Genomic DNA, 26006 nt, shown 5'->3' with positions numbered 1-26006 from the left:
ACCGTCCGGTGGCGGCGGCGCACCCTCCCTGTCCGACATGGCGGGGAGGGGGAGCATGAGGGCACTGGTTGCAGCCGCACTGGCAACGACGCTGGCCGCCGGGCCGGCAGCGGCGGAGCTGGACCAGTCGGATGCCACCGCCTTCGTCTCGACCCACAAGCTGGTCATCGCCGCCCCGCCGGAAAAGGTGTGGGACACCATCGCCCGGCCATCGCTCTGGTGGAGCAAGGATCACACCTACTCCGGCGACAGCGCGAACATCAGCTGGGACACGCGCCCCGGCGGCTGCTGGTGCGAAAAGCTGGATGGCGGCGCGGTCGAACATGGCCGCACGCTCTACGCCGTACGCGGCAAGACGCTGCGCCTGTCGGGCGCGTTCGGGCCGCTGCAGAGCGGGGCGGTGACCGCGACGATGACCTTCGCGCTCAAGCCGGATGGGCAGGGGACCGCGCTGACCGTCACCTATGTCGTCGGCGGCTTCCACCCCGCCGGCCTCGCCACGCTGGCCGCGCCGGTCGACGGCGTGATCGCCGCGCAGATGCCGGGACTCAAGGCGGCGGCGGAGCGTGCCGAATAGGGGCAATGCGCGCCGCGGCCTCGCTTGGCCATCGCTTCATTTTGGGCTATGTCGTCCGAACCGATTTTCCACGCGATCCGGCGCTTGACAGTGCGGGCCGTGGTCAATATGTCGCCCATCTTCCGAAACACCGGTGAACGGCAGCGTGCGTGCGCGTCTGCCGCGCGCTTGCGTTCCGGGTCAACGCGACGAGATGGGGTGTGCTGCCATGCAGACCCCGTGGAGCTGGGAGAAACGAATTCATGGCACGTATTGCGGGCGTTAACCTGCCCACCAACAAGCGCGTTCTGATCGCGCTTCAGTATATCCACGGCATCGGTCCGGCCAAGGCCAAGGAAATCACCGACAAGCTTGGCATCGCCAGCGAGCGTCGCGTGCAGGACCTGAGCGACCAGGAAGTGCTGCAGATCCGCGAAACCATCGACGCTGCCTACACCGTCGAGGGCGATCTGCGCCGCCAGACCGCGATGAACATCAAGCGCCTGATGGACCTGGCCTGCTATCGCGGCCTGCGTCATCGCAAGGGGCTGCCGGTTCGCGGTCAGCGCACGCACACCAACGCCCGCACCCGCAAGGGCAAGGCGAAGCCGATCGCCGGCAAGAAGAAGTAAGCCGCTGGGCCGTTTCACGACGGCCCGCCTGCTTCGCATTTCGAAGGATTACTGAACAATGGCACAAGCACCGCAGCGTCTTCGCCGTCGCGAACGCAAGAACATCACCGCCGGCGTCGCCCATGTGAACGCCAGCTTCAACAACACCATGATCACGATCACGGACGCCCAGGGCAATGCCATCAGCTGGTCGTCGGCCGGCATGATGGGCTTCAAGGGTTCGCGCAAGTCGACCCCGTACGCCGCTCAGGTCGCTGCCGAGGACGCGGGCCGCAAGGCTGCCGAGCACGGTGTCCGCACGCTCGAGGTCGAGGTCAAGGGTCCCGGTTCGGGCCGCGAATCGGCGCTCCGTGCGCTGCAGGCGGTTGGGTTCCAGATCACGTCGATCCGCGACGTGACGTCGATCCCGCACAACGGCGTTCGCCCCAGCAAGCGTCGTCGCGTCTGATTTACCTCTCCGCCTTGCCTGCGGATCCGGGATGCCGGATCCGGGGCGGGGCGGGTCTCTCTACTGGCAGGATGCACCCCTCATCCTGCCCAACCTTGGGGAAGCCTGTGTCTGTCAATGCAAAGAACTGGCAGGAACTGAAGAAGCCGAACGGCCTTGAGAAAAAGGGTGGTGACGGCAAGCGCAAGGCGACCTTCGTCGCCGAACCCCTTGAGCGTGGTTTTGGTCTGACGCTCGGCAACGCGCTGCGCCGCGTACTGCTCTCGTCGCTCCAGGGCGCCGCGGTCACCTCGATCAAGATCGAAAACGTCCTGCACGAGTTCAGCTCGCTCGCCGGCGTGCGTGAGGACGTGACCGATCTCGTCCTCAACGTGAAGCAGATCGCGCTCAAGATGCAGGGCGAGGGCGCCAAGCGCCTTCAGCTCAGCGCCACCGGCCCGGCCGAAGTCAAGGCCGGCGACATCGCCGTGTCGGGCGACATCGAAGTGATGAACCCGGAACTGGTGCTGTGCCATCTCGACGATGGTGCGACGCTGAACATGGAACTGGTTGCCGACACCGGCAAGGGCTATGTCCCGGCCAGCGCCAACCGTCCGGCCGACGCGCCGATCGGTCTGATCCCGGTCGATGCGCTCTACTCGCCGGTCCGTCAGGTTAGCTACAAGGTCGAGAACACCCGCGTGGGTCAGGAACTCGATTACGACAAGCTGAGCCTGTCGATCGAAACCGATGGCACCGTCACCCCGGAAGACGCGCTCGCTTATGCCGCGCGCATCCTGCAGGACCAGCTGGCGCTGTTCGTCCACTTCGACGATTCGGCAATCACCCGCACCAGCGCTCCGGTCGGCCTCGCCGCCCAGGCGTCGGCTGCAGAGGGCAGCAGCGACACCGCGACGATCAATCGCTACCTGCTCAAGAAGGTGGACGAGCTCGAGCTGTCGGTCCGTTCGGCCAACTGCCTCAAGAACGACAACATCATCTATATCGGCGATCTGGTCCAGAAGACCGAAGCCGAGATGCTGCGCACCCCGAATTTCGGCCGCAAGTCGCTGAACGAAATCAAGGAAGTGCTGTCGTCGATGGGCCTGCGCCTCGGCATGGAAATCCCGGGCTGGCCGCCTGAGAATATCGAAGAGATGGCCAAGAAGCTCGAACAGGAGATTATGGGCTAACGCCCATACCGCCGTCATCCCCGCGAAAGCGGGGACCCATCTCCGAACCGCGGAGCTGGGTTCGACGGCGGGAGATGGGCCCCCGCTTTCGCGGGGGTGACGTGAGATTGGGTGGCCATGCGTCCCACCTGGCCGGCAGTACCTGAAACGGCTGCCTGACGAACTGAAAGGAAATACCCATGCGCCATAAGTACGGCGGTCGTAAGCTTCAGCGTACCTCGGCTCATCGCCTTGCGCTGTTCCGCAACATGTCGGCCGCGCTGATCAAGCACGAGCAGATCACCACCACCGTCGCCAAGGCGAAGGAACTGCGTCCCTACGTCGAAAAGCTGGTCACGCTGGCGAAGAAGGGTGGTCTTTCGAACCGCCGTCTCGCGCATGCTCGTCTGCTCGACGATGCGCAGCTGGTGAAGCTGTTCGACGTGCTCGCGGCGCGCTACGCCGACCGCAACGGTGGCTATACCCGCATCATCAAGACCGGCCCGCGCGCTTCGGACGCGGCACCGATGGCGATCATCGAATTCGTCGACCGCGACGTCTCGGCCAAGGGCCAGGATTCGGGTCCGGTGATGGGCGACGAGGATTTCGACGAAGCGGCCTGATTTCAGGTACTTGTCGACCAGAGCTGGGGCGGTCGCGCGACGGTGCGGCCGCCCCTTCGCGTTGCTGGATCCGACAAGGTCCGGCGCCCCAAGCGAATGTTGCGCGGCCGTAAGAAACGCTGAACTTGAGCATGGCGGGCGCACCCCCATCTCCCGATCGGAACGCGTGCCGGGCGCGCAGGAGGATCGGATGAAACGGACATATGGACAGGGTGTAACCGGTGCCGTGGCGATCGCCTTCGCGACGCTCCCGCTGCTGGTCATGGGCTGGGTCGCGCATGAAAGCGCGCTGACGGCGCTCGTCTAGGACGCAGGTGGGCATATCGGCCGGACAAAGGCCGCTTTTGTGTCCGCTTTGTCCGGCGCCCGCTTGACCCGGAACGGTGTGGCAATAGGGTAAGGCGGTTCCGTTTCAGGAGATACCAATGCGTCGCGCGTCGATTCTCGCCCTGCCGCTGTTGTTTGTTTCGCCCACCGCCGTCGCCAGCCCGGAGTCCGCGCCGACCATGACCGCACCGATCACCTATCCCGAAACCCGCCGCGTCGATGTCGTCGACGAGCAGTTCGGGGAAAAGGTCGCCGACCCCTATCGCTGGCTCGAAAACGATGTCCGCAACGACAAGGAAGTGGCGGAGTGGGTCGCGGCGCAGAACAAGGTGACCGACGCCTATCTCGACACGCTGCCCGGCCGCGACGCGTTCAAGGCGCGCCTGACCAAGCTGTTCGACTATGAACGCTTCGGCATGCCGTATCGCAAGGGCGGGCGTTACTTCTACTCGCGCAACTCGGGGCTGCAGAACCAGTCCGTGCTCTATGTCCGCGATGGCCTGAACGGCGAAGGCCGCGTGCTGATCGATCCCAACACCTGGGCTGCCGATGGCGCGACCGCGCTTGGCGAATGGCTGCCGTCGGAGGATGGAAAGCTGCTCGCCTATTCAATCCAAGATGGCGGCAGCGACTGGCGCACGATCCGCGTCCTCGACGTCGCGACCGGCAAGGTGCTGGACGACAAGATTGAATGGGCCAAGTTCACCATGGCCGCGTCGTGGGCCAAGGATGGGTCGGGCTTCTACTATTCGCGCTATCCCGAACCTCCGGCGGACGCCAAGTTCCAGGCGCTGAACGAGAATCACCGCATCTATTTCCACAAGCTCGGCACGCCGCAGAGCGCTGACCGGCTGGTGTATGAAACGCCGAGCCAGCCCAAGCAGAGCCATTATTCGGGCCTGACCGACGATGGTCGCTGGCTGGTGATCTATACCAGCGAGGGGACCGACAACCGCAACCTTCTGCACGTCATCGATCTCAAGGATCCGGCGGCCAAGCCGAAGACGATCATCGGCGAACTGACCAATGAGTGGTCGGTGATCGGCAATGTCGGGTCGACTTTCTACATCTCGACCAACAAGGATGCGCCGCGCAGCCGCATCGTGACGATCGACGTCGCCAGCGCCGACATGGCCCCGCGCGAAATCGTGGCGCAGGATGCCGCTGTGCTGGGCAGCGCATCGATCGTCGGCGGCAAGCTGATCCTGTCCTATCTGGTCGATGCCAAGACCGAGGTGCGCCGCCACGCGCTTGACGGGAAGCTGCTGGGCAAGGTGACGCTGCCCGGAATCGGCACGGCATCGGGGTTTGGCGGTGAGCCGGACGAGAATGAGACATTCTTCGCCTTCACCAGCTTCAACTACCCCACCACGATCTTCCGCTACGACGTCGCGACCGACAAGGCGACGGTATGGGCGCAGCCAAAGGTTGCGTTCAACCCGACCGATTATGTCGTCGACCAGAAATTCTACGCCTCCAAGGACGGTACCCGCGTGCCGATGTTCGTGGTGCGCAAGAAGACGACGACCGGTCCAGCACCGACGATCCTGTGGGGCTATGGCGGGTTCAACATCGCCTATACCCCGGCCTTTTCCGCAGCGCGCGTCGCGTGGATGGAGCAGGGCGGGGCGTTCGTCCTCGCCAACATCCGCGGCGGCGGCGAATATGGCAAGGCGTGGCACGACGGCGGGCGGCTGGCGAACAAGCAGAATGTGTTCGACGATTTCATCGCGGCCGGCGAATATCTGATCACGCAGGGCATCACCAAAAAGGACGGCCTTGCAATCCAGGGCGGGTCGAACGGCGGCCTGCTGGTCGGCGCAGTGGTCAATCAGCGGCCCGACCTGTTCGCGGCGGCGATGCCGGCCGTGGGCGTGATGGACATGCTGCGCTTCGACCGCTTCACCGCAGGGCGCTACTGGGTCGATGACTATGGCTACCCGTCGAAGGAAGCCGACTGGAAGCGGCTGCGCGCCTATTCGCCCTATCACAATATCCGGTCGGGGGTGACCTATCCGGCGATCCTGGCGACGACGGCGGATACGGACGACCGCGTGGTGCCGGGCCACACCTTCAAATATACCGCCGCGCTGCAGGCCGCCGATATCGGCCCCAAGCCGCACCTTGTCCGCATCGAGACGCGTGCCGGCCACGGCGCGGGCAAACCGACCGACAAGGTGATTGAGGAAACGTCCGACCTTTATGCCTTCGCGGCAAAGTGGACCGGGCTGCAGGTGAAGCCGGTCGAATAGCATCGCACACCAAGGGTGCAGCAAGGGGCTGCAAGCGCCGGTCGGGGCGACCGGACCGCTTGCAGCCGCAGATCCACTGACCGTTGCCGGCGGGAGCGGTTAACCGGCGCCTCCGTAAAATCCCGTTCGGGCTTTCCCGATATGGAATTTCCGGTGGAAAGGCGCAGATTGGCATCGTCAAAGGAGCGGTGCCATGCCTCGCTATCGCCAGATCGATGCCGGACCCAATCGCGAACTGATCGCCATTGCCCAGGACGAGGACGGGATGCCTGCCGGTGCGGGGTTCCTGATCGTCATGGGCGGCTCGCTGCTGTTCTGGCTGTTCGTCCTCCTGATGTTCAGCGGGCTCTGACGCTTAGGGGATCCGGCTGACCTTGAGGATGCGGATCCGCGGGCTGAGCATCTGGCCCTTCATCACCCCTTCGCCCGCGGTCGGTGAAGTCGGTGCGTCGAGGATCTTCCACACCACCTCCATCCCGTCGATCACCTTGCCGAACGCGGCATAGCCGAGATTGTCGCCGGGCTTGGACGGGTCGGCGTCGAGCGAAGGCTGGTCGCCCACGCTGATCGTGAACTCACCGCGCGCCGTGCCGGGAGCCAGCCGCGCGGTCGAGATCGCGCCGTTGACGTGCTTCACCCCGGTTTGCGTGGTCGGTTCATGCTTGATCGGCGGCAGGATGCGCTTGGGGTCGTTATCGATCCCGAACTGAATGAAGCCGAATTTGTCGGCGACCTTGACCGTGCGGTAGAAGGCGATGCCGTCCAACCGCTTCTGGTCGGCGTAGCGCAGGAAATTGCGCGCGGTGATCGGCGCGCGCTCGGTCTCCAGTTCCAGCACGATGCGGCCGAAACTGGTGTCGATCGCCACCTTTTGCGTCGCTGGCTTGGGCGTCGGCGTCGGCGTCGGCGCGGGAACGTCTTGCGCCAGAGCGGGGAGCGGGAGCAGCAGGGCTGCGGCGAGCAGGGTGCGGCGGAACGTCATGCCACCAGTCTGCCGGGCAGGGCGCGCGGCTTCAACCGGCTTTCGTCCACAACAGAATCGCTTTGCTGGCAGCGGATGTGACACCACCCATGTTGCCTTAGTCGGCGCTGCCCCCCTAGATGCAGCGCCGGACCTCGCTTTCCGGAACTGAACAGGATTTTCGAATGACCGCCACCCACTCGACCCGTATGCTGATCCTCGGTTCCGGCCCGGCCGGCCTGTCCGCCGCCATTTACGGCGCGCGCGCGGGGCTGGCGCCGATCGTGGTGCAGGGCATCCAGCCCGGCGGGCAGCTGATGACCACCACCGATGTCGAGAACTATCCCGGCTTTCGCGAGGTGATCCAGGGCCCGTGGTTGATGGGCGAGATGCAGGCGCAGGCCGAACATGTCGGCGCACGGATGATGTACGACACGATCGTCGAGGTCGACCTGTCGCAGCGCCCGTTCCGCCTGATTGGCGATGGCGGCACCGTCTATTCGGGCGACACGCTGGTGATCGCGACCGGCGCGCAGGCCAAGTGGCTGGGGCTGGAGAGCGAAGAGGCGATGAAGGGCAAGGGCGCCTCGGCGTGCGCGACGTGCGATGGGTTCTTCTACCGCGGCAAGAAGGTCGCGGTGATCGGCGGCGGCAACACTGCGGTCGAAGAGGCGCTGTACCTGACCAACCACAGCCATGACGTCACGCTGATCCACCGCCGCGACACGCTGCGCGCCGAAAAGATCCTGCAGGAGCGGCTGTTCGCCAACCCGAAGATCAAGACGCTGTGGAACAAGGAAGTGGTGGAATTCGTCGGCGGGGGCGATCCCGAGGGGCTGGTCGCGCTGCGCCTGCGCGACACCGTCACGGGTGAGGAATCGAGCATCGATGTCGAGGGCGGCTTCGTCGCGATCGGCCACCACCCGGCGACCGAGCTGTTCCGCGGGCATCTGGCGTTGGACGAGGACAGCTACATCACCGTCGAGACCGGTTCGACGCGCACCAGCGTGCCCGGGGTGTTCGCGTGCGGCGACGTGATGGACAAGGTCTATCGCCAGGCGATCACGGCTGCGGGGACTGGCTGTATGGCGGCGCTGGACGCCGAACGCTTTCTGGCCGAGGCGGATTTCGAGGCGGTGGCGCACGCCGCGGAGTGAGCCGGGCAAGCTGACGAAGTTACGGGCAACGCGTGTCTTTCTGTTGGTTTCGGGTGACGAAACTGACAGAATATGCGGGGTATCATGCGCGTGCGACGCGGAAGCTGACACTGGCTTTACACTATCGGCGTTGCTTTGCGCGGGTTTGCCGGGGCCGGGATTGCGGCGTGTGGGCCGGAGCAAGGCGGGTCGAGGGCGCATCGACCAGCTTATGCGCTTTTTGAGGGTTTGTAGGAAAGCCCCCTCGTTCGTCGCCCCGGGCTTGACCCGGGGTCCGGCTTTCTTGAGCGGCTGAAATAGAAGCCCCGCCCCGGGTCAAGCCCGGGGCGACGTAGGGTATGGGTCGAGGGCGGCCAGCACCTGTTCGGTCAGCCAGGCCTTGTCCGCTGGGCGGGCGAAGCTGTGGCTGTCGGTGGGGCAGGTTGTCAGCGTTGCGGTGATGCGGGCTGGGGCGAAGGTCGCGCTTTTCCAGTGGTCGGCGAAGGCCAGCGCGGTGTTGTCGCGTTCGGCTAGCAGGATTGTTACCGGCACCGTGGTCGCCGCGAGCGATGTGGCTAGACGGGCGGGGAGGCCGGTTGGGGGTTGAGATTGTTTCGCCGATGCTTTGGCCAAGCCGCTGATTAATTTCCGAATATTAACACCTCCGGTGAGCAGACGGAGGAGTTCGCGGGGGTTTTTCAGCTTTTCGAGATAGCGCGAGCGGATCGCGGCGGCGGGGGGTAGGTCGTTGCCGTCGGCGCTGGGTTCGATCGTCCAGGGGTTGGTCAGGATCAGGGCGTCGATGTTTGCCTGTGCGTGGAACAGGATGAGGGCGCTGGCGGCGTCGCAATTACCGAAGGCGATGACGCGGGTGAGGTGGGGCGCTTCGCGGCGGAAGGCGGTGGCGGCTTCAGAAATGTCCTGCGCTGTCGATTCGAAGCCGCTGTTTTCGCCCGATGAATCGCCGATACCGCGGCGGTCGTAGCGGAATACGGGATGGCCCGATGCGGCGACGGTGGCGGCGAGTTCGGCCATGCCGCGATGCGCGCCAATGCGGATTTCATTGCCGCCCGAGACGATCAGCAGGCCGGTGCTGCCGGGGGCTTCATCAAGCGTGGCGGCGAGGGTTTCGCCGGCGCAGGGGAAGCTGGTCAGGCGGCGCATGTCGCGATCCATTGGGCGATGTCGTCGGCGACGGCCTGGGCGAAGGCGGGGTCATTATCGGGCTCGGCGCGGCGCCAGAGCGGGCTGCCGGGGAGCTTGGCGTCGGCGGGCTTGGCTTCAGTGGCGAGGCGGACGGTGCGGGTTTGCTCGGTTGACGGCGTGGCGTCGCTGAGCTGGGCGAGCAGGGCAGGGCTGATCAGATTGCCGGCCAGTTCGACCGGGGCGGTAGCGGTTTCGAGGCTGGCGGGATCGAACGGTTCGCCGGCCTCGCGCGCCGATGCCTGGCGCGCGCGGACGAGTTCGCGGCGCAGGTCTGCTCCGGTCATGGGGGAGAGGTGGGTGCGGGCAGTGACCTGCGCTTCGATATCGAGCAGGGCGCCGCTGCGGATCGCGAGGGCGAAGGCGGGCGTGTCGAGGCTGGCGACGGCGGCGGCGAAGCCTGTGCGCAGTTTGGCGAGATCGGTTTCGTGGGTCGGCAGCAAACTCTCGCCCTGACCGGGCAGGTCAGGCAGCGCCCCGGCGATTCCGCGCTCCGCCAGCGCGCGCAGGATGCTCACCGCGAAGGCGCGGGTACGGTTGGCTTCTTCGAACAGGGGGAGCGCGACGACCACGACCGGGCCGGTGTCGGGGCCGAAGCGCAGCATCGCTTCGCGGCCGCCGGGCCAGTCATAGGCGTCGGCGCGGATCAGCTGAGCGCCTTTGACGCGGCGAAGCGGACGAGCGCGCCGAAGGTTTCGAGCATGTCGCCGTCCACCTCGTCATCGTCGATGATGATGCCGAGGCGATCCTCGATCTCGGTCAGCACGCCGGCGACCGCCATCGAATCGAGCTCGGGGAGTGCGCCGAACAAGGGCGTCGTTTCGTCGAAGGTCGCGGCGCGGGCGGCGTCGATGCCCAGCACGTCGCGCAGTACGCCGCGCACGGTTTCTTCGACTTCGTTGTATCCGTCAGGCTGCACGGCCCCAAATCCCCGGTTGTTTTGGCGCCCGTTACGCGTTGCACACGGCGATGCCAAGTGCTGCACCTGCTAAGCGATAATAGACACTGGATCGTTAACCGATGCGGGATATGCAGGCGCGATGGTGGAACTCGACCCGACCCCTTACCCAATTGATGCACTGACGACGCGCGGTGCGCCTGATGCGATTGCGCTGGAAGATCGTGCGGGGACGCTGAGCTATGCCGAGCTGGAGGCGGCGGTCGCGGCGCTGGCGTTGTGGTTGCGCGGGCAGGGCCTGGAAGCGGGGGATCGCGTGGCGACCTGGCTCCCCAAGACGCGGCATGCGTGCGTGATGCCGCTGGCGGCGGCACGGGCTGGACTGGTGCATGTGCCCGTCAACCCGGTGCTGAAGCGCGCGCAGGTCGCGCATATTCTGGCCGATAGCGGGGCACGGCTGTTGCTGACGCAAGGGGCGCGGGCGGGGACGCTGGAGCCGGGCGATGTGCCAGCAGGGTGCCGCGTCGTGTTCGATGGCGATGCGCCGCTGGCGGGCGAGGGGTTGGGGTCCTCGCCGCGCGATCCAAGGGATTTGGTGGCGATCCTGTACACTTCGGGCTCGACGGGGCGGCCCAAGGGGGTGATGCTGAGCCATGCCAATTTGTGGCTGGGGGCGATCAGCGTGGCGCATTATCTGAAGGTGACGCCGGGCGACCGCGTGCTGGGCGTGCTGCCGCTGAGCTTTGACTATGGGCAGAACCAGCTGCTGTCGACCTGGGCGGCTGGCGGGCGGGTAATTCCGCTGGATTATCTCACCGCGCGCGACGTCATCAAGGCGGTGGACCGGCATGACGCCACCACGATTGCGGGGGTGCCGCCGCTGTGGACTCAGCTGCTGGAGGCGGAATGGCCGGTCGAGGTCGCCGCGAAGCTGAAGCGGCTGACCAATTCGGGCGGGGCGCTGACGGTGGGCATGGTGCGCGGGCTGCGGGCGCGGTTCCCGCAGGCTGCGCTGTATCCGATGTATGGGCTGACCGAGGCGTTTCGCTCGACCTATCTCGATCCGGGGCTGGTCGACGCGCACCCGGAATCGATGGGGCGGGCAATTCCGTTCGCCGAGATCTTGGTGATGCGGCCCGATGGGACGCGCGCCGATCCGGGCGAGGCGGGCGAACTGGTGCATGCCGGGCCGCTGGTCGCGCAGGGATATTGGCAGGATGCGGAGCGCACCGCGCTGCGGTTCAAGCCAGCGCCGGCGGAGTCCCGCTATGGCGGGATGGCGGTGTTTTCGGGGGACACGGTAGTCGAGGGCGCGGACGGCTTGCTGCGGTTCGTCGGGCGCGATGACGAGATGATCAAATCGTCCGGCAACCGGATCAGTCCGACCGAGGTCGAGGAAGCGGTGCTGGCCGGTGGCGAGGCGCGTGAGGCGGTGGCGCTGGGGGTGCCGGATGCGCGGCTGGGGCAGGCGGTGGTGGTGGTTGCGGTGGCGCGGGGCGAGGCGGAGGCGGCCGAAGCGGCGTTGCGCGAGCGGTTGCGGCGTGAGCTGCCGGCGTTCATGCAGCCGGCGCGCTATGTGTGGCGCGAGGATTTGCCGCGCAATGCGAACGGGAAGCTCGACCGGTCGGGCCTGAAGGCGGAGATGACGGCATGAAGCCGATGGGGCCGATCCCGCCCTATTTTGCGGGGGAGAGCGGGGAATTGCACATCGCCGGGCGCGCTGCGCGCGACTGGGCGGCGCAGGCGGGGACGCCGGTGTTCGTTTACGACACCGCCATCGTGCGCGCGCGGATCGGGCAGTTGCGGGCGGCGCTGCCGGATGCGGTCGAAATCCATTTTGCCATTAAAGCCAATCCGTTGCCGGCGTTTCTCGCGGCGGTGGCGCCGCTGGTCGGGGGGCTGGATGTGGCGTCGGGGGGCGAGCTGGCGACGGCGCTGGCGGTCAAGGATGCGGAGCATATCAGCTTTGCCGGACCGGGGAAGCGCGACATTGAGCTGGAGGCGGCGATTGTCGCCGGGGCGACGCTGAACCTTGAGTCCGAGGGTGAGGCGGATCGGGCGCTGGCGATTGCCGAACGGCTGGGCGTGACGCCGAAGCTGGCGGTGCGGGTCAATCCCTCGTTCGAGCTCAAGGGCTCGGGCATGAAGATGGGCGGGCGGCCTTCGCCGTTCGGAATCGATGCGGTTCGGGTGCCAGAGCTGGTCAAGCGGCTGATCGCGGCGGGGGCGGACTGGCGCGGGTTTCATATCTTTGCCGGGTCGCAGGCGCTGGACAGCGAAGCGATCTGCGAGACGCAGGCGGCGACCGTTGGCCTCGCGCGCGAGTTGGCCGAGGCTGTCGGGACGAAGGCGCCACTGGTGAATATCGGCGGCGGGTTAGGCGTCCCCTATTTTGCGGGCGATATGCCGGTAAACATCGAGCGAGTCGGCGCGCGGCTGGCGGAGGTGCTGGAGCCGGATCAGGCCTATGCGATCGAGCTGGGGCGGTGGATCGCGGCGGAGTGCGGCGTGTATCTGACGCAGATCGTCGACCGTAAGGTCAGCGGGGACGAGATTTTCCTGATCTGTGACGGCGGCCTCAACCATCAGCTTGCCGCTTCGGGCAATTTCGGGACGGTGGTGCGGCGCAACTATCCGATCGCGATTGCGGGGAAGATGGGTGCTGAGCCGGTGGAGACGGTTTCGGTGGTTGGGCCGCTGTGCACGCCGCTGGATCGGCTGGGCGACAAGGTGGCGCTGCCCGCGGCGCAGGTCGGCGATGTGGTCGCTGTGTTCCTTGCCGGTGCCTATGGCGCGAGTGCGAGTCCTTCAGGATTTTTAGGCCACGGACCGGCCGCGGAAATCGTCGCCTGAGCTGTTGTTTTCAGCTTCGCTGAAGCGGCACCGGCCCGCTCCCCCACCCGGCCACCCATCTAGGATACTCTGCTTGGGTGGCCGGGTGGGGGAGCGGGCCGGTGCCGCAGCGCCGGAGGCGCTCAAGACCCTGACGTCACGCCGCCAGGTGCGGCGTTCCTAACGCAATCTTTACCTCCCGCCGCCATAGCAAAGCGGTTGTTCGTGTCATGGCCCCGGGACGCCGGGGCCGCGCGAGCGTCAGGAGGTTCGATTGTGATGCGTTTGGGACAGGTCGGCAAAAGACTGGCGCTTCCGCTGATGATGGCGGGGGCGCTTTCGGGCTGTATGGGCGGCGGCAACCGACCGGAGCTGCCGCCGACCGCGTTCGTCGCCAGCCGCGAAGGGCCGGGCGAGGAATATGTCATCGGCCCGCTCGACACGCTGCAGATTTTTGTCTGGCGCAATCAGGAATTGTCGGCGGAGGTGCAGGTGCGCCCCGATGGCCGCATCACTACGCCGCTGGTGAGCGACATGCCGGCGGTGGGCAAGACGCCCGCGATGCTGGCCGATGATCTGAAGTACGCGCTGGGCGAGTATATCAAGGACCCGATCGTGTCGGTTGTGGTCAAGAGCTTCTCGGGCACGTTCAGCCAGCAGGTGCGCATCGTCGGTGCGACCGAAAAGCCGGCGTCGCTGCCGTATCGTGCCAACATGACGTTGCTCGACGCGATGATCGCGGTCGGGGGCCTCAGCGAATTCGCGGCGGGGAATCGCGCGCGGCTGGTCCGGTACGACAAGGCCAGCGGCAAGCAGCGCGAGTACAAGGTCCGCCTGTCCGACCTGCTCAAGAACGGCGACACCAGCGCGAATGTCCGGCTTGAGCCGGGCGACGTGATCATCATTCCCGAAAGCATGTTCTAACACGGAGACGGCCCGGTGGGGGGATTGTGGGACGAGATCAGGACGATCCTGCACGGCGTGTGGCAGCGCCGCTGGATTGCCGTGGCCGTCGCCTGGGCGGTCTGCCTGGCGGGCTGGCTGGTCGTGTCGCAGATCCCGAACCAGTATGAGAGTCGCGCGCGAATCTTCGTGCAGCTGCGCCAGGTGCTGCCCGGCGAGGGGATTGCGACCCAGCAGGAGCAGCAGAAGGATATCGACCGGGTCCGCACCACATTGGTCAGCGCGGTCAATCTGGAAAAGGTGGTGCGCGGCACCGACCTTGCCAACACCGTCGCGACCGATCGCGACGTTGCCGACCGCGTCGGCACGCTGCAGAAGCATATCAAGATCACCGCGCAGCAGGACAATCTGTTCGAGATCACCGCGACTGCGGACAGCGGCAAGCTGTCGCGCACGATCGTCCAGAAGCTGATCGACATTTTCGTCGAGGACAATCTCGGCACGATCCGCGACGAGGCGAGCCAGTCGCTCCAGTTCCTCGACCAGCAGCTCGCCCAGCGGCAAAAGGCGCTGCAGGAAGCGGAAGCCAAGAAGGCGGATTTCCAGACCCGCTATCTGGGATCGCTGCCCGGCACCGGTACGCTGGCCGAGCGGCTGTCGGCGGCGCGCGCGCAACTGGCGCAGGTCAATCAGGAACTGGCAGCGGCGCAAAGCAGCCTTGCTGCGGTCAACGGCCAGATGGCGGGGACGTCAGCGACGGTCGCCGGGGTCGGCGGCGGCGCCGTGGCCGGCCCGGCGCGGGCGCGGCTGTCCGCGATCCAGGGCCAGCTGGCCGAGGCGCGCGCGCGCGGCTTTACCGACAATCACCCCGACGTGATCGCGCTGAAGAGCCAGATGGCGGCGGCGCAGGCCGCGGCGCGGCGCGAGCCGGTGACGAGCGGCGGGGGCGGCGCGACCGCCAATCCGCTGTATCTGAGCCTGCGCGCGATGCAGGCCGACAAGTCGGCGCAGGTCGCCGCGCTGACCAACCGAAAGGCGCAGATCGAGGCCGATATGGCCGCGATCGACGCGAAGATCGCCGGCGACCCGGCAGCCGCGCAGGAACAGGCGGAGATCGACCGCAACTATCAGGTGCTGAAAGCGGCGTATGACAAGCTGCTTGCTGACCGCGAGCAGGTGAAGCTGCGCAGCCAGGCGGCGGGGCAGGCGGATGCGGTCAAGTTCAACGTGATCGATCCACCCAGCGCGCCGCAATCGCCGACATCGCCGAACCGCCCGCTGTTGCTGACCGGCGTGCTCGTCGTCGGTCTCGGCGCAGGCGTCGCGGTCGCCTTTGCGCTGAGCCAGATTGCCGGGACCTTCCCGACGACGGCGAAGTTGGAGCGGATCAGCGGCATGCCGGTGATCGGATCGATCGGTGAAGTGGTGACCGCTGGCCAGTCCGCATTGCGACGCCGGCGACTGCAGATGTTTGCCGCTGCGACCGCCGGGCTGGCGGTTGCATGGGTGGCGTTGCTGGGGCTGGAAATGCTCCAGCGTGGCATGAGCGCGTGAGGGCGAGGGCATGAACGACCAGACCCCGAAACGGCTTGGCGGATCGCTGGTGGAGCGGGCGGTGGCGCATCAGGCGCTGATCCAGCGTCAGGCCGCGCAGCAGCCGGCCCCGGCGCCCAGTGCCCCGGCGCCATTGCCGCGCCACGACATTCCGCCGTTCGGCGCGGTCGAGGCGCCGCGTGCGCCGCTGGTGCGGCCCGAACCGGTCGCCCCGGTCGATCCGGTCGCGCAACCGGCAGCCGCGCGGCGGCGAATCGCCATCGACCGCAAGAAGCTGGCCGATCACGGCATGCTGGTCCCCGGTGCGGTGATCACCGCGCTGGCCGAGGAGTTCCGGCTGGTGAAGCGCCAGTTGCTGACCACGGCGCGGCAGATCCGCGCGGACGGCGGCGCGGGCGCGGACGACCGGTCGCGGATGATCCTGGTCTGCTCGGCCAAGCCGAATGACGGCAAGACATTCTGTGCGATCAACCTGGCGCTGTCGCTGGCAGCGGAGAAGGACGTCGAGATCCTGCTGGTCGACGCCGATTTCGCCAAGCCCGACGTGCTGGCGCGACTGGGCGCACCGGATGGTCCGGGGCTGCTCGACGTGCTGTCGGGCGGCGTGAAGAATGTCGAGGACTGCATCATCGATACCGATGTGCCGCAGCTGTCGGTGCTCCCGGCGGGTACGCGCAGCGTTGCCGACACCGAGCTGCTGGCAAGCGCGCGCGCCGCTGCGATCCTCGACGGGCTGGCGGCGGCCAATCCGCGCCGCATCGTGATTTTCGATTCGCCCCCGATCCTTGCCGCATCGCCCGCCAGCGCGCTGGCCAGCCATGTCGGGCAGGTGATGCTGGTGGTCCGCGCCGACCGCACGCGCGAGAGCGAGTTGCGCGACGCTGTCGGCCTGCTCGACGGGTGCGAGCACATCCAGTTGTTGCTCAACAGCGTTTCCATCCAACCCAATGGCCGCCGGTTCGGGAGCTATGGCGCCTATTATGGGGAGCCCGACCAATGAGGCTGTTCGCCGCGGCATGTGCCGCCACCGCGTTGATCGCCGCGCCCGCGCTGGCCAAGGACAAGCGCAAGTCGATCGAGCCCTATGTCGATGCAGGGCAAGTGCTGGTCGCCGACCTTTCGGGCGGCGGTGAGGTACTGACTTACTCCACCATCGGCGCGGGGGTCGATGCGTCGATCCAGACGCGCCGGGTCGAGGTGCAGCTGTCGTACAAATATGAACGCCGCTTCGACTGGCAGAATGACGTCGCCGATCAGGACACGCATAGCGGCCTCGCACGCGCTGCGGTGAAGGTCGCGCCGGGCTTTACGGTCGAGGGCGGGGCGCTGGCGACGCGGGCGCGCAGCGACATTCGCGGCGATGCGCCGACCAATCTGGCGGGCAATGTGCGCAACGTCGCGCAGGTCTATTCGGTCTATGGCGGGCCGACTTTCCATACCGGCAACGGTCCGGCGAGCGTCAGCGCGGCCTATCGTTTCGGCTATACCAAGGTCGAGGCGCCGTCGATCTCCGCAATCGATCCCGCCGCGCCGCCGGTCGATGTGTTCGACAGCGCGACCAATCATCTGGCGCAGGTGCGCGCGGGGGTGAAGGCGGGGACGATCCTGCCGGTCGGTCTGAGTGTCGCGGGCGCATGGCAGCGCGAGGAAATGAGCCAGCTCGACCAGACCTTCGACGGCAAATATGGCCGCGCCGACGCGGTGCTGCCGATCGGTCGCGGGCTCGCGGTCGTGGGCGGCGTTGGCTATGAGAAGATCGAGATCACGCAGAAGGATGCGTTGCGCGACGGGACCGGCGCGATCGTGCGCGACGGCGCCGGACGGTTCGTGACCGATCCGGCATCGCCACCGCGCATCGCGTACGAAATCGAGGGCATCTTCTGGGATGCGGGGGTGCTGTACAAGCCCAGCTCGCGGCTGATGCTGGAGGCGCGCGCGGGGCGCCGGTACGACTCGATGAGCTATACCGGGTCGCTGCAGTGGCAGATTTCGCGCCGTTCGGCATTGCAGGTCGGCGTGTATGATTCGGTACAGAGCTTTGGCCGCCAGCTGGCGAGCGACCTCGCGGCGCTACCGACCAGCTTCAACATTCCGGGCAATGTCTTTGGCGACGCGTTCGACGGATGCGTGTTCGGCGACAGCGGCAGCGCGGCGGGCGGGTGCCTGACCAACGCGCTGGGATCGGTCGCGAGCGCGAATTACCGCGCACGCGGCGTTTCGGCGGTGCTGGCGCTGAATGCCGGGCCGACCACGCTGGGGCTGGGGGCGGGCTATGCCAACCGGCGCTATCTGGTCCCGGCGGGCAGTTCGGCGCTGGCGGGCAGCAGCGACGATACCTATTACGCCCAGCTGTTCGCGTCGCAGGCGCTGAGCGGCCGGTCCGGGATCAACGGCAACGTGTTCGTGAATTATTTCCAGAGCAGCATCGCCGGTGCGCCGGGCGTGTTCGGTGGCGGCGCGGCCGGATCCTATTATCACAATTTCGGGCCGTTGAGCGCGGTGGCGTCGCTCGGCATCTCCAGCTTCGAGGTCGATGGCGCGGGCAGCAGCACGCAGGCGCAGGCGCAGCTTGGCCTTCGCTACGGTTTCTGAAGGTTTTTGGTCCAGGGATGGCAGGATGTACGACGACCATTACGGACTGAGCGGGCGACCGTTCCAGCTGACGCCCGATCCGGCGTTCTGGTTCGATACCGCCACGCACAAAAAGGCGATGGCCTATCTCGGCTATGGCCTGAGCCAGGGCGAGGGGTTCATCGTCATCACAGGCGCGCCCGGTGCGGGCAAGACGACCCTGGTCGGTCACCTGATGGAAACGATCGACCCCGAACGGCTGCACGTCATCAAGATCGTGACGACTCAGGTCGAGGCCGAGGACCTGTTGCTGATGGTCGCGGCTGGCCTGAACATCGACGGGACGCATCTGGCCAAGGCGCAATTGCTCGCGGCGATCGAGAAGCAGCTGCATGCGGTGGCGCGGCAGGGGCGGCGCACGCTGCTGATCGCGGACGAGGCACAGGCGCTGCCGATCGAAAGCCTGGAAGAGCTGCGCATGCTGTCCAATTTCCAGGCGGGCGGCTATCCGCTGCTGCAGATTTTCCTGCTCGGCCAACCCGAATTTCGCGCGCGCCTGTCCGACCCGCGGCTCGATCAGCTGCGCCAGCGGGTGATCGCGATGCATGCGCTGGACGGCATGGGCGCGGACGAGTTGGAGCCGTATCTGATCCACCGGCTGTCGTGTGTCGGCTGGCGGGGCAAGCCGCGTTTTACCAACGATGCGGTTGCGGCGATCTATCGCTGGTCGGGTGGCATTCCGCGCAAGGTGAACCTGCTTGCCGGCCGGGTGTTGCTGCTCGGCGCGATCGAGGAGATTACGAGCTTTACCGGCGCGGATGTCGAGGCGGTGATCGCCGATCTTGAGGGCGATCTGTCGGGGGCGATGCCGCCTTCGGCACCGGCGCGCCCGGCACCGGTTCCGGCTCCGCGCGACGCGGCGCAGGCGGCGCGCGAAGCGTTGCGGCGCGAAATGTCGGCCCCGGCCGCGCCAGCGGCAGCGCCTGCTCCAGCGGCAGCCTTGGACGCCGAGCTGGCGGCGCGGTTCGCGCGGCTGGAAGCGCGGATCGAGGAACAGGACGCGGCGCTGCGCCGGGTGCTGACGCTGATGGTCGACTTCATCGAGGTCGAGGATGCCCGTCCGACGCGGCGGGGAGCCGCTGCCTGACATGATCGCCAATGCCCTTTCGGTCGATGTCGAGGACTGGTTCCAGGTCGGCGCGTTCGAGACGGTGATCGCGCGCGAGGATTGGCCGGCGCTGGAGCATCGCGTCGAGGCGAATACCGAGGCGGTGCTGGCGCTGTTCGGCGAGGGCGGGGTCAAGGCGACCTTCTTCACGCTGGGCTGGGTGGCGGAGCGCTATCCTGCGCTGATGCGGCGGATTGCCGAAGCGGGGCATGAGGTGGCGAGCCATGGCTGGGATCACCAGCGCGTGTTCACCATGGGGCCGGAGCAGTTTCGTGCCGATATCGCCCGCGCCCGCGCGGTGCTGGAGGATGCGACCGGACAGCAGGTGACCGGGTATCGCGCGCCGAGCTTTTCGATCGATGTCCGCACCCCCTGGGCGCATCAGGTGCTGGCGGAGGAAGGCTATGCCTATTCGTCGAGCGTCGCGCCGATCGGGCATGACCATTATGGCTGGGCCGACGCGCCGCGCCGCGCCTATCGCCCGGTCGCGGGAAGCGAGCTGATCGAGCTGCCGGTGACCACGGCGCGGTTTCTGGGGCGGGAGGTCACGACCGGGGGCGGGTTCTTCCGCTTGTTGCCGGGTGCGGTCGTGCAGGGCGCGATCCGCGCCATGAACGCGGGCGGGCAGCCGGCGGTGTTCTATTTCCATCCGTGGGAGATCGATCCGCGCCAGCCGCGCGTCGAGAATGCGCCGATCAAGTCGAAGCTGCGCCACTACAGCCGGTTGGGGGCGATGGCGGGGAAGCTGCGGACGCTGTTTAAGGCGCATCGCTGGGATCGCACCGATCGGGTGGCGGCAGCGGAGGCCGCGGTGCTCGACCGCGTTCCGGTGCTGGAGGTGGCGGCGTGAACGCACCGGTCCAGCTGCGCCCGCTGACGCTGCGCGTCGCCGACCTGAACGATACGATCGATCGCGCGCGGATCGGCGCCTATGTCCATGAGCATCCCGACGCGACGCCGTTCCACCTGCCCGCGTGGAGCGCGGCGGTGGCCAAGGGGTGCGGACAGCGCAGCCATTATCTGGTGGCCGAGCGCGGCGAGCGCGGAATCGTCGGGGTGATGCCGCTGACCGAGCTGCACTCGCCGCTGTTCGGACGGGTGCTGGCGTCCGCCGGGTTTGGCGTGGGGGGCGGCATCTTGGCTGACAAGCCGGTCGTCGCCGAAGCGCTGGCCGAGGCGTGCTGGGCACTGGCAAAGCGGCTGAGCTGTCCGAGTGTCGAGGTGCGTGGCGGCCCGCGGCCCGGGCCGGAATGGACCGTGGACGACAGCCATTATCTGGGTTTCGTCCGCCCGCTTGCCGAGGACGACGACGCCGAACTGCTCGCCATCCCGCGCAAGCAGCGCGCCGAGGTGCGCAAGGCGCTGGACACCGATCTGACGGTCTCGATCGGGCGCGACGCGGCGGACGTGGCGGCGCACTATGCGGTTTATGCCGAATCCGTACGCAATCTGGGTACCCCGGTGTTTCCGCGTGCACTGTTCACGGAAGTGTTGCACGAATTTGGTAGCGCAGCCGATGTGCTGGTTGTGCGGCGTGAGGGTAAGGCGGTGTCCGCTGTGTTGAGTCTCTATTGGCGGCGGACGGTGTTTCCCTATTGGGGTGGCGGAACGGCGGAAGCGCGCCGGCTGCGCGCCAATGACCGCATGTATTTCGAACTGATGCGCCATGCGCGAACGCGCGGTTGCACGCGATTCGATTTCGGACGCTCAAAGGTCGGTACGGGCGCGGCCGCGTTTAAGAAGAACTGGGGCTTCGTGCCGCAGCCGCTGACCTATTATGACCGCGTTGCCGAAGGCGCGGCGATCCGCGACGCCAACCCGCTCAATCCCAAATACCGGTTGCAGGTGGCGCTGTGGAGCAAGCTTCCGCTCGCCATCGCCAATCGCCTGGGCCCATGGATATCGCGGGGGCTCGGCTGATGGGCGATATCCTCTTCCTGGCGCATCGCGTGCCGTTTCCGCCCGACCGCGGCGACAAGATCCGCGCGTTCAACGTCATCCGCTACCTGAGCGAGCGCAAGCGCGTGCATCTGGTGGCGTTTGCCGACGACCCTGCGGATCTCAAGCGCAAGTCGGGCCTCGCCAAGCTGACGGGCAACCGTCAGATCGTGTGGCGGAGCAAGCCGCAGATGCTGGCCGGGGTCCAGTCTCTGCTGTCCAACCGGCCGGTGTCGCTGACCGCGTTCGACAATGCCGAAGTGCATCGCGCGGTCGAGACGATGCTGGCGCGCCATGCGATCGACACGATCTACGTCTTTTCCAGCCAGATGGCGCAATATGTCCCGCTGCGCCCGCGGCAAAAGGTCGTGATGGACTTTGTCGACATGGATTCGGCCAAGTTTGCGAGCTATGGCGAGACCAGCCGCGGCTTTACCGGGTGGATGATGCGGCGCGAGGCACGGCTGCTGGGCGCGCACGAGCGCGCCATCGCCGCCCGCGCCGATGCCAGCCTGTTCGTCAGCGAGGAAGAAGCGCAGCTGTTCCGCGAGCGGACCGGGGCGGAGCGGGTGCACGCGGTCGGCAATGGCATCGACACCGGCATTTTCGATCCCGGCGCGCAGTTCAAGCGCATCGACACGATGGGCGAGCTGATCGTCTTTACCGGGCAGATGGACTATCGCCCGAATGTCGAGGGGGTGACCTGGTTCGTCGAGACGATCCTGCCACATATCCGGCTGCGTCATCCCAAGGCGCGCTTTGCCATTGTCGGGCGCAAGCCGACCGATGCGGTCAAGGCGCTGACCAAACATCCCGGCGTGACCGTGACCGGCGAGGTTCCGGACGTGCGCCCGTGGCTGCATGCGGCATCGGTCGTCGTCGCGCCGCTCAAGCTGGCGCGCGGCATTCAGAACAAGGTGCTCGAAGCGATGGCGATGGCGCGCCCGGTGGTTGCATCGACCGCCGCCGCCACCGGCATCGATCATGGCGGCACGGTCGAAGTCGGCGGGACGGTCGGCGAGATCGCCGATGCCGTGAACCGTATCCTGTCCGACCCGCTGACCGCATCGGCGTTCGGCGCGCTCGCGCGGCAGCGGGTGATCGACCATTACAGCTGGGACGCGCGCCTCGCGGTGCTCGATGACATCATGGGGCTGCGCGGGCGCAACGAGCGGCGGCTGGACCGTCCGGCTGCGGCCTGAACGTGGCGAGCGCAGCGGCTCCGCACGCGCACGCGGCGAACCCGGTGTTCGACACGCGGTGGCAGCATCATGCCGCGATGCTGGCGGGTGTGTGGGCCGTGCTGCTGCTGCTGTTCCGCGGCGATGTCGGCGACCTCGCTGCGATTTATTGGACCAACACCACTTTTGGCCATTGCCTGTTCGTGGCGCCGGTTGTCGGCTGGCTCGTGTGGCAGCGTCGGGCGGGACTGGCCGCGCTGCGGCCGGACGCGTGGTGGCCCGGGCTGATCGTCGTGGCGGGCGGCGCTGGCGCGTGGCTGCTCGGCGACGCGGCCGGGGTAGCGCTGTTCCGGCACCTTGGGCTGGTGGTGATGCTGCAGGGGGCAGTGGTCGCACTGCTCGGGCCCAATGTCGTGCGCGCGCTGGCGTTTCCGCTGGCGTACATGATCTTTCTGGTGCCGTTCGGGGAGGGCCTGGAAAAGCCGCTGCAGGACCTGACCGTCGCCATCCTCGTGCCGCTGCTCGACCTGTTCGGGGTGCCGGCGCATGTCGATGGCGTGCTGATCACCACGCCGAACGGCTATTTCGAGGTGGCAGAGGCGTGCTCCGGCGCGAAGTTCGTGATCGCGATGATCGCGTACGGCGCGCTGGTGGCGAATGTCTGCTACACCAGCTGGACCCGGCGTGCGGCGTTCATGGCGGTCGCGCTGGTCGTGCCGATGCTGGCAAATGGCGTGCGTGCGTTCGGGACGGTCTATGCCGCCTATCTGACATCGGTCGAGGCGGCGACGGGCTATGACCATATCGTCTATGGCTGGGTATTCTTTGGCGCGGTGATGGCGGGCGTGCTGGCGATCGGGTGGAAATGGTTCGACCGCGACCCCGACGCGCCATGGTTCGATCCCGCAGAGTTGCAGGCACGCTGGCCGGGGACGGCGCAGATGCCGGCGGTGGTAGCGCTGGTTTCGCTGGCGGTGGTGAGCCTGTTCATGGCCTGGGCCGGGGTGATCGCGGCACGTGCCGATGCGCTGCCCGCCAAGGTGGTGGCGCCGCAGGTGACTGGGTGGACGCAGGGTCCGCTGAGCACGCGCGCAGTGTGGAAGCCGAACTTTCCCGGCGCGGATCATTTCGTGATGACGCGTTACTCCGATGGCATGGGCGCGCAGGTCGATCTGGTCATCGCGGTCTATTCGAGCCAGCGCGAGGGCAAGGAACTGGTCGGGTTCGGCCAGGGTGCGATCCGGGAGAATGACAGCTGGGTGCGGATCGAGGATCTGCCCGCGCTGGAGGGCGGTAGCGCGCTGCGCATGACCGCTCCGGGCCCGGTCGAGCGCGAGGTGGTGACCTGGTACCGCGTCGGCGATGTTGTCACGGGCAGTCCGTCGCGGGTGAAGGCGGAGACGCTGAAGGCGAAGCTGCTCGGCGGGCGGCAGCGCGCGGTGGCGGTGATGGTGTCGGCGGAGAAAGGCGACCTGCCGACACGTGCCGCGATCAAGCGGTTTCTGGGGGCGATGCCGCCGGTGGATGTGCTGGCGGATTGGGCGGCGGGAGCAAATTAAGCTCGGTTCGTCGGGCTGAGCTTGCAACCGTTCGTCACCCCCGCGAAAGCGGGGGGCCATCTTCCGGACGGGTCAAAAGCACAACCGTGGAAGTGTGCGAGAATGCCGGAGATGGGCCCCCGCTTTCGCGGGGGTGACGGCTAGGGTGGGGCGCTGATCGTCGATGTGCGGAATTGCAGGACTCTACTATCCCGGGACGCCGAAGCCGGTGGAGCCGGCGCGGGTGCGGGCGATGAGCGACGCGCTGGTACATCGCGGGCCGGATGGGGCGGGTGTGTGGACTGCGCCGGGCGTTGGGCTGGGGCATCGGCGGCTGTCGATCATCGACCTGGCAGGCGGCGGCCAGCCGATGGCGACGCCCGAGGGCGATGTCGTCGTCAGCTTCAACGGCGAAATCTATAATTTCCAGGAAGTTCGCGCCGAGCTGGAAGCCAGGGGCGCGGCATTTGTCAGCCATAGCGACACCGAAGTGTTTTTGCATGGCTGGCGCGCTTGGGGGCCGCGGTTGCTGGAGCGGCTGAACGGGATGTTCGCGTTCGCGCTGTATGACGCGCGGGCACAGTCGCTGTTGTTGGCGCGTGACCGGATGGGGGTGAAGCCGCTCCATTATGCCGAGCTGTCGGACGGGGCGGTGGCGTTCGCGTCGGAGATCAAGGGGCTGCTGGCGCATCCGCTGTTCCGGCGGACGCCCGATTTCACGGCGGTCGAGGATTTCCTGGGGCTGGGATACGTTCCCGACGATGCGAGCGTGTTGGCGGGGGTGAAAAAGCTGCCCGCCGGCCATTATCTGCTGCTCGAGCGCGGCAAGCCGGTGCCCGCGCCGGTCAAATGGTGGGACATCGATTTTTCGCAGCGGGCCAAAGGGTCGGCGCGCGATCTGGAGGCGGAGCTGATCCACCATCTGCGCAGCGCGGTGCGCTCGCGGATGATCGCCGATGTGCCGCTGGGCGCATTCCTGTCGGGCGGGGTGGATTCGAGCGCGGTTGTGGCGCTGATGGCCGAGGCGAGCCGGGCGGCGGTCAAGACCTGTACCATCGGGTTCGATGAGGCGGGCTATGACGAAACGGCGCACGCGGCGCTGGTGGCCGAGCGCTTTGCGACGCAGCACCGGGTGAAGACCGTCGCGGCGGATGATCATGCGCTGATCGACACGCTGGTGCATCATTTCGATGAGCCCTTTGCCGATGCGTCGGCGCTGGCGACGTACCGCGTGTGCGAGCTGGCGCGCGAGAGCGTGACGGTGGCGCTGTCGGGCGATGGCGCGGACGAGGCGTTGGCCGGGTATCGCCGGTACAAATTTCATGCGGCGGAAGAGCGGGTGCGATCGGTGCTGCCGGAATCGGTGCGCGGGGTGTTCGGCGCGCTGGGGCGGGTTTATCCCAAGGCCGACTGGGCGCCGCGCCCGCTGCGCGCGAAGACGACGCTGCTGGCGCTCGCCGATGAGGGCGGGGCGGCCTATGCCAAGGCGGTCGGAGTGACGACGCCGGAGGTGCGCAGCGGATTGTATACCGATGCGGCGCGGGCGACGCTGGGCGAGCACCGCGCCGAGACGCGCTATATCGAGACGATGCGGGCGGCGCCCGCGCGCGACGGGCTCGACCGCGCGCAATATGCCGATTTCAAACATTGGCTGCCCGGCGACATCCTGACCAAGATGGACCGCACCAGCATGGCGGTGAGCCTGGAGGCGCGCGAGCCGTTGCTGGATTATCGCTTCGTCGAATTTGCCGCGACGTTGCCCGCGTCGATGCGGATCTGCGGCGGACAGGGCAAATGGCTGATGAAGAAGGCGCTGGAGCCGTATCTGCCGAAAGAGGTGCTGTATCGGCCCAAGATGGGGTTTGTGACGCCGGTGTCGGCATGGTTCCGCAAGGCGCTGGCGGAGGAGGCGGCGGGGCTGGCGCGCTCGCGGGTGCTCGCCGGGAGCGGGTGGTTCGAGCCCAAGGCGATCGCGCGGCTGGCGGAGGAGCATCGCGCCGGGCGCGCGGAGCATGGGCGGACGCTGTGGCAGTTGATGATGCTGGAGCGGAGTCTCGCGCGGCTGTTTCCCTGAACCGTCGCCCCGGCCTTGCGCCGGGGCGGGGCTGCCTTCTGGGCCAGCGAAGAAGAAGCC

General features: G+C 67.1%; 24 protein-coding genes. 20 read left to right on the top strand and 4 right to left on the bottom strand.

Annotation, left to right across the window (positions count from 1 at the left end; translation table 11 throughout):
- Window positions 1-55: 55 nt before the first annotated feature.
- The 7 genes from J2Y54_RS03525 to J2Y54_RS03495 all read left to right on the top strand — a co-directional run bounded on the left by J2Y54_RS03525 (window position 56) and on the right by J2Y54_RS03495 (window position 6341).
- Window positions 56-577 carry an SRPBCC domain-containing protein gene (locus J2Y54_RS03525; protein ID WP_310036943.1) on the top strand — a complete coding sequence of 174 codons (522 nt, stop codon included), beginning with the start codon at window positions 56-58 and terminating at the stop codon, window positions 575-577.
- A gap of 242 nt (window positions 578-819) precedes the next feature.
- Window positions 820-1188 carry a 30S ribosomal protein S13 gene (rpsM, locus tag J2Y54_RS03520; RefSeq protein WP_310036941.1) on the top strand — a complete coding sequence of 123 codons (369 nt, stop codon included), beginning with the start codon at window positions 820-822 and terminating at the stop codon, window positions 1186-1188.
- Window positions 1189-1246: 58 nt separating this feature from the next.
- Window positions 1247-1636: a 30S ribosomal protein S11 gene (rpsK, locus tag J2Y54_RS03515; RefSeq protein WP_066579261.1), complete on the top strand. Its 390-nt coding sequence runs from the start codon at window positions 1247-1249 to the stop codon at window positions 1634-1636.
- A 107-nt stretch (window positions 1637-1743) separates the two neighbouring features.
- Entirely contained in the window at window positions 1744-2808 is a 1065-nt protein-coding gene (locus J2Y54_RS03510) for a DNA-directed RNA polymerase subunit alpha (RefSeq protein WP_310036940.1), read from the top strand.
- Window positions 2809-2987: 179 nt separating this feature from the next.
- Window positions 2988-3410, top strand: a complete 423-nt coding sequence (gene rplQ, locus J2Y54_RS03505) for a 50S ribosomal protein L17 (protein ID WP_310036939.1) — start codon at window positions 2988-2990, stop codon at window positions 3408-3410.
- A 425-nt stretch (window positions 3411-3835) separates the two neighbouring features.
- The gene (locus J2Y54_RS03500; protein ID WP_310036938.1) at window positions 3836-5989 is read left to right on the top strand and encodes a prolyl oligopeptidase family serine peptidase; all 2154 of its coding nucleotides are present in this window, start codon (window positions 3836-3838) and stop codon (window positions 5987-5989) included.
- Between the two features lie 193 nt (window positions 5990-6182).
- Window positions 6183-6341 (top strand): hypothetical protein, encoded by a 159-nt coding sequence (locus J2Y54_RS03495; protein WP_310036936.1) that lies wholly within the window; start codon window positions 6183-6185, stop codon window positions 6339-6341.
- A gap of 3 nt (window positions 6342-6344) precedes the next feature.
- On the opposite strand, the gene J2Y54_RS03490 is transcribed toward J2Y54_RS03495, so the two are convergent.
- The gene (locus J2Y54_RS03490; RefSeq protein ID WP_310036934.1) at window positions 6345-6971 is read right to left on the bottom strand and encodes a peptidylprolyl isomerase; all 627 of its coding nucleotides are present in this window, start codon (window positions 6969-6971) and stop codon (window positions 6345-6347) included.
- A gap of 164 nt (window positions 6972-7135) precedes the next feature.
- Here J2Y54_RS03490 and trxB point away from each other — a divergent pair, with 164 nt between their 5' ends.
- Window positions 7136-8107, top strand: a complete 972-nt coding sequence (gene trxB / locus J2Y54_RS03485) for a thioredoxin-disulfide reductase (RefSeq protein WP_310036932.1) — start codon at window positions 7136-7138, stop codon at window positions 8105-8107.
- Between the two features lie 315 nt (window positions 8108-8422).
- On the opposite strand, the gene J2Y54_RS03480 is transcribed toward trxB, so the two are convergent.
- The 3 genes from J2Y54_RS03480 to J2Y54_RS03470 are packed head-to-tail and all read right to left on the bottom strand — an operon-like array spanning window position 8423 to window position 10208.
- Window positions 8423-9250, bottom strand: a complete 828-nt coding sequence (locus J2Y54_RS03480; RefSeq protein WP_310036930.1) for a hydrolase 1, exosortase A system-associated — start codon at window positions 9248-9250, stop codon at window positions 8423-8425.
- Window positions 9238-9894 carry a hypothetical protein gene (locus tag J2Y54_RS03475; RefSeq protein WP_310036928.1) on the bottom strand — a complete coding sequence of 219 codons (657 nt, stop codon included), beginning with the start codon at window positions 9892-9894 and terminating at the stop codon, window positions 9238-9240. The genes J2Y54_RS03480 and J2Y54_RS03475 overlap by 13 nt, the downstream gene beginning before the upstream one ends.
- Window positions 9895-9935: 41 nt before the next feature.
- On the bottom strand, window positions 9936-10208 hold the full coding sequence (locus J2Y54_RS03470; protein WP_310036926.1) for an acyl carrier protein: 273 nt from the start codon (window positions 10206-10208) through the stop codon (window positions 9936-9938).
- 121 nt (window positions 10209-10329) lie between these two features.
- On the opposite strand from J2Y54_RS03470, the gene J2Y54_RS03465 reads away from it, so the two are divergent.
- The 12 genes from J2Y54_RS03465 to J2Y54_RS03410 all read left to right on the top strand — a co-directional run bounded on the left by J2Y54_RS03465 (window position 10330) and on the right by J2Y54_RS03410 (window position 25946).
- Complete coding sequence (locus J2Y54_RS03465) at window positions 10330-11841, top strand: acyl-CoA ligase (AMP-forming), exosortase A system-associated (protein WP_310036923.1); 1512 nt, start codon at window positions 10330-10332, stop codon at window positions 11839-11841.
- Window positions 11838-13040, top strand: coding sequence for a pyridoxal-dependent decarboxylase, exosortase A system-associated (locus tag J2Y54_RS03460; RefSeq protein WP_310036922.1), 1203 nt, complete (start codon window positions 11838-11840; stop codon window positions 13038-13040). Before J2Y54_RS03465 ends, J2Y54_RS03460 begins: the two co-directional genes overlap by 4 nt.
- A 258-nt stretch (window positions 13041-13298) precedes the next feature.
- Window positions 13299-13943, top strand: a complete 645-nt coding sequence (locus tag J2Y54_RS03455) for an XrtA/PEP-CTERM system exopolysaccharide export protein (protein ID WP_310036921.1) — start codon at window positions 13299-13301, stop codon at window positions 13941-13943.
- 15 nt (window positions 13944-13958) lie between these two features.
- Window positions 13959-15476, top strand: coding sequence for an XrtA system polysaccharide chain length determinant (locus J2Y54_RS03450; RefSeq protein ID WP_310036920.1), 1518 nt, complete (start codon window positions 13959-13961; stop codon window positions 15474-15476).
- Window positions 15477-15486: 10 nt separating this feature from the next.
- The gene (locus tag J2Y54_RS03445) at window positions 15487-16476 is read left to right on the top strand and encodes an AAA family ATPase (protein WP_310036919.1); all 990 of its coding nucleotides are present in this window, start codon (window positions 15487-15489) and stop codon (window positions 16474-16476) included.
- Window positions 16473-18068 (top strand): hypothetical protein, encoded by a 1596-nt coding sequence (locus tag J2Y54_RS03440; RefSeq protein WP_310036918.1) that lies wholly within the window; start codon window positions 16473-16475, stop codon window positions 18066-18068. Before J2Y54_RS03445 ends, J2Y54_RS03440 begins: the two co-directional genes overlap by 4 nt.
- Before the next feature lie 25 nt (window positions 18069-18093).
- Window positions 18094-19194, top strand: a complete 1101-nt coding sequence (locus tag J2Y54_RS03435; protein WP_310036917.1) for an AAA family ATPase — start codon at window positions 18094-18096, stop codon at window positions 19192-19194.
- Window position 19195: 1 nt separating this feature from the next.
- Window positions 19196-20065, top strand: coding sequence for an XrtA system polysaccharide deacetylase (locus tag J2Y54_RS03430; protein WP_310036916.1), 870 nt, complete (start codon window positions 19196-19198; stop codon window positions 20063-20065).
- Entirely contained in the window at window positions 20062-21135 is a 1074-nt protein-coding gene (locus J2Y54_RS03425; protein ID WP_310036914.1) for a FemAB family XrtA/PEP-CTERM system-associated protein, read from the top strand. Before J2Y54_RS03430 ends, J2Y54_RS03425 begins: the two co-directional genes overlap by 4 nt.
- The gene (locus J2Y54_RS03420) at window positions 21135-22355 is read left to right on the top strand and encodes a TIGR03087 family PEP-CTERM/XrtA system glycosyltransferase (protein WP_310036913.1); all 1221 of its coding nucleotides are present in this window, start codon (window positions 21135-21137) and stop codon (window positions 22353-22355) included. Before J2Y54_RS03425 ends, J2Y54_RS03420 begins: the two co-directional genes overlap by 1 nt.
- A gap of 77 nt (window positions 22356-22432) precedes the next feature.
- A complete protein-coding gene (gene xrtA / locus J2Y54_RS03415; protein ID WP_405052893.1) occupies window positions 22433-23893 on the top strand; it encodes an exosortase A in 1461 nt (486 codons plus the stop codon).
- A gap of 163 nt (window positions 23894-24056) precedes the next feature.
- Entirely contained in the window at window positions 24057-25946 is a 1890-nt protein-coding gene (locus J2Y54_RS03410) for an XrtA/PEP-CTERM system amidotransferase (RefSeq protein WP_310036911.1), read from the top strand.
- Window positions 25947-26006: the final 60 nt, after the last annotated feature.

Source organism: Sphingomonas sp. BE123, from assembly GCF_031456015.1.
Lineage (GTDB): Bacteria > Pseudomonadota > Alphaproteobacteria > Sphingomonadales > Sphingomonadaceae > Sphingomonas.
The sequence above is the reverse complement of the archived record's forward strand: the minus strand, read 5'-3'. Positions and strand labels throughout refer to the sequence as shown.

Bases quoted from the DNA above. Each gene is read 5' to 3' on its own strand.
- J2Y54_RS03500 (WP_310036938.1), top strand. From the start codon at position 3,836: ATGCGTCGCGCGTCGATTCTCGCCCTGCCGCTGTTGTTTGTTTCGCCC.
- J2Y54_RS03460 (WP_310036922.1), top strand. From the start codon at position 11,838: ATGAAGCCGATGGGGCCGATCCCGCCCTATTTTGCGGGGGAGAGCGGG.
- J2Y54_RS03495 (WP_310036936.1), top strand. From the start codon at position 6,183: ATGCCTCGCTATCGCCAGATCGATGCCGGACCCAATCGCGAACTGATC.
- trxB (WP_310036932.1), top strand. From the start codon at position 7,136: ATGACCGCCACCCACTCGACCCGTATGCTGATCCTCGGTTCCGGCCCG.
- J2Y54_RS03465 (WP_310036923.1), top strand. From the start codon at position 10,330: ATGGTGGAACTCGACCCGACCCCTTACCCAATTGATGCACTGACGACG.
- J2Y54_RS03490 (WP_310036934.1), bottom strand. From the start codon at position 6,971: ATGACGTTCCGCCGCACCCTGCTCGCCGCAGCCCTGCTGCTCCCGCTC.
- rpsM (WP_310036941.1), top strand. From the start codon at position 820: ATGGCACGTATTGCGGGCGTTAACCTGCCCACCAACAAGCGCGTTCTG.
- xrtA (WP_405052893.1), top strand. From the start codon at position 22,433: ATGCTGGCGGGTGTGTGGGCCGTGCTGCTGCTGCTGTTCCGCGGCGAT.
- J2Y54_RS03445 (WP_310036919.1), top strand. From the start codon at position 15,487: ATGAACGACCAGACCCCGAAACGGCTTGGCGGATCGCTGGTGGAGCGG.
- J2Y54_RS03440 (WP_310036918.1), top strand. From the start codon at position 16,473: ATGAGGCTGTTCGCCGCGGCATGTGCCGCCACCGCGTTGATCGCCGCG.
- J2Y54_RS03410 (WP_310036911.1), top strand. From the start codon at position 24,057: ATGTGCGGAATTGCAGGACTCTACTATCCCGGGACGCCGAAGCCGGTG.
- J2Y54_RS03475 (WP_310036928.1), bottom strand. From the start codon at position 9,894: ATGCTGCGCTTCGGCCCCGACACCGGCCCGGTCGTGGTCGTCGCGCTC.
- rplQ (WP_310036939.1), top strand. From the start codon at position 2,988: ATGCGCCATAAGTACGGCGGTCGTAAGCTTCAGCGTACCTCGGCTCAT.
- J2Y54_RS03435 (WP_310036917.1), top strand. From the start codon at position 18,094: ATGTACGACGACCATTACGGACTGAGCGGGCGACCGTTCCAGCTGACG.
- J2Y54_RS03480 (WP_310036930.1), bottom strand. From the start codon at position 9,250: ATGCGCCGCCTGACCAGCTTCCCCTGCGCCGGCGAAACCCTCGCCGCC.
- J2Y54_RS03525 (WP_310036943.1), top strand. From the start codon at position 56: ATGAGGGCACTGGTTGCAGCCGCACTGGCAACGACGCTGGCCGCCGGG.
- J2Y54_RS03430 (WP_310036916.1), top strand. From the start codon at position 19,196: ATGATCGCCAATGCCCTTTCGGTCGATGTCGAGGACTGGTTCCAGGTC.
- J2Y54_RS03420 (WP_310036913.1), top strand. From the start codon at position 21,135: ATGGGCGATATCCTCTTCCTGGCGCATCGCGTGCCGTTTCCGCCCGAC.
- J2Y54_RS03455 (WP_310036921.1), top strand. From the start codon at position 13,299: ATGCGTTTGGGACAGGTCGGCAAAAGACTGGCGCTTCCGCTGATGATG.
- rpsK (WP_066579261.1), top strand. From the start codon at position 1,247: ATGGCACAAGCACCGCAGCGTCTTCGCCGTCGCGAACGCAAGAACATC.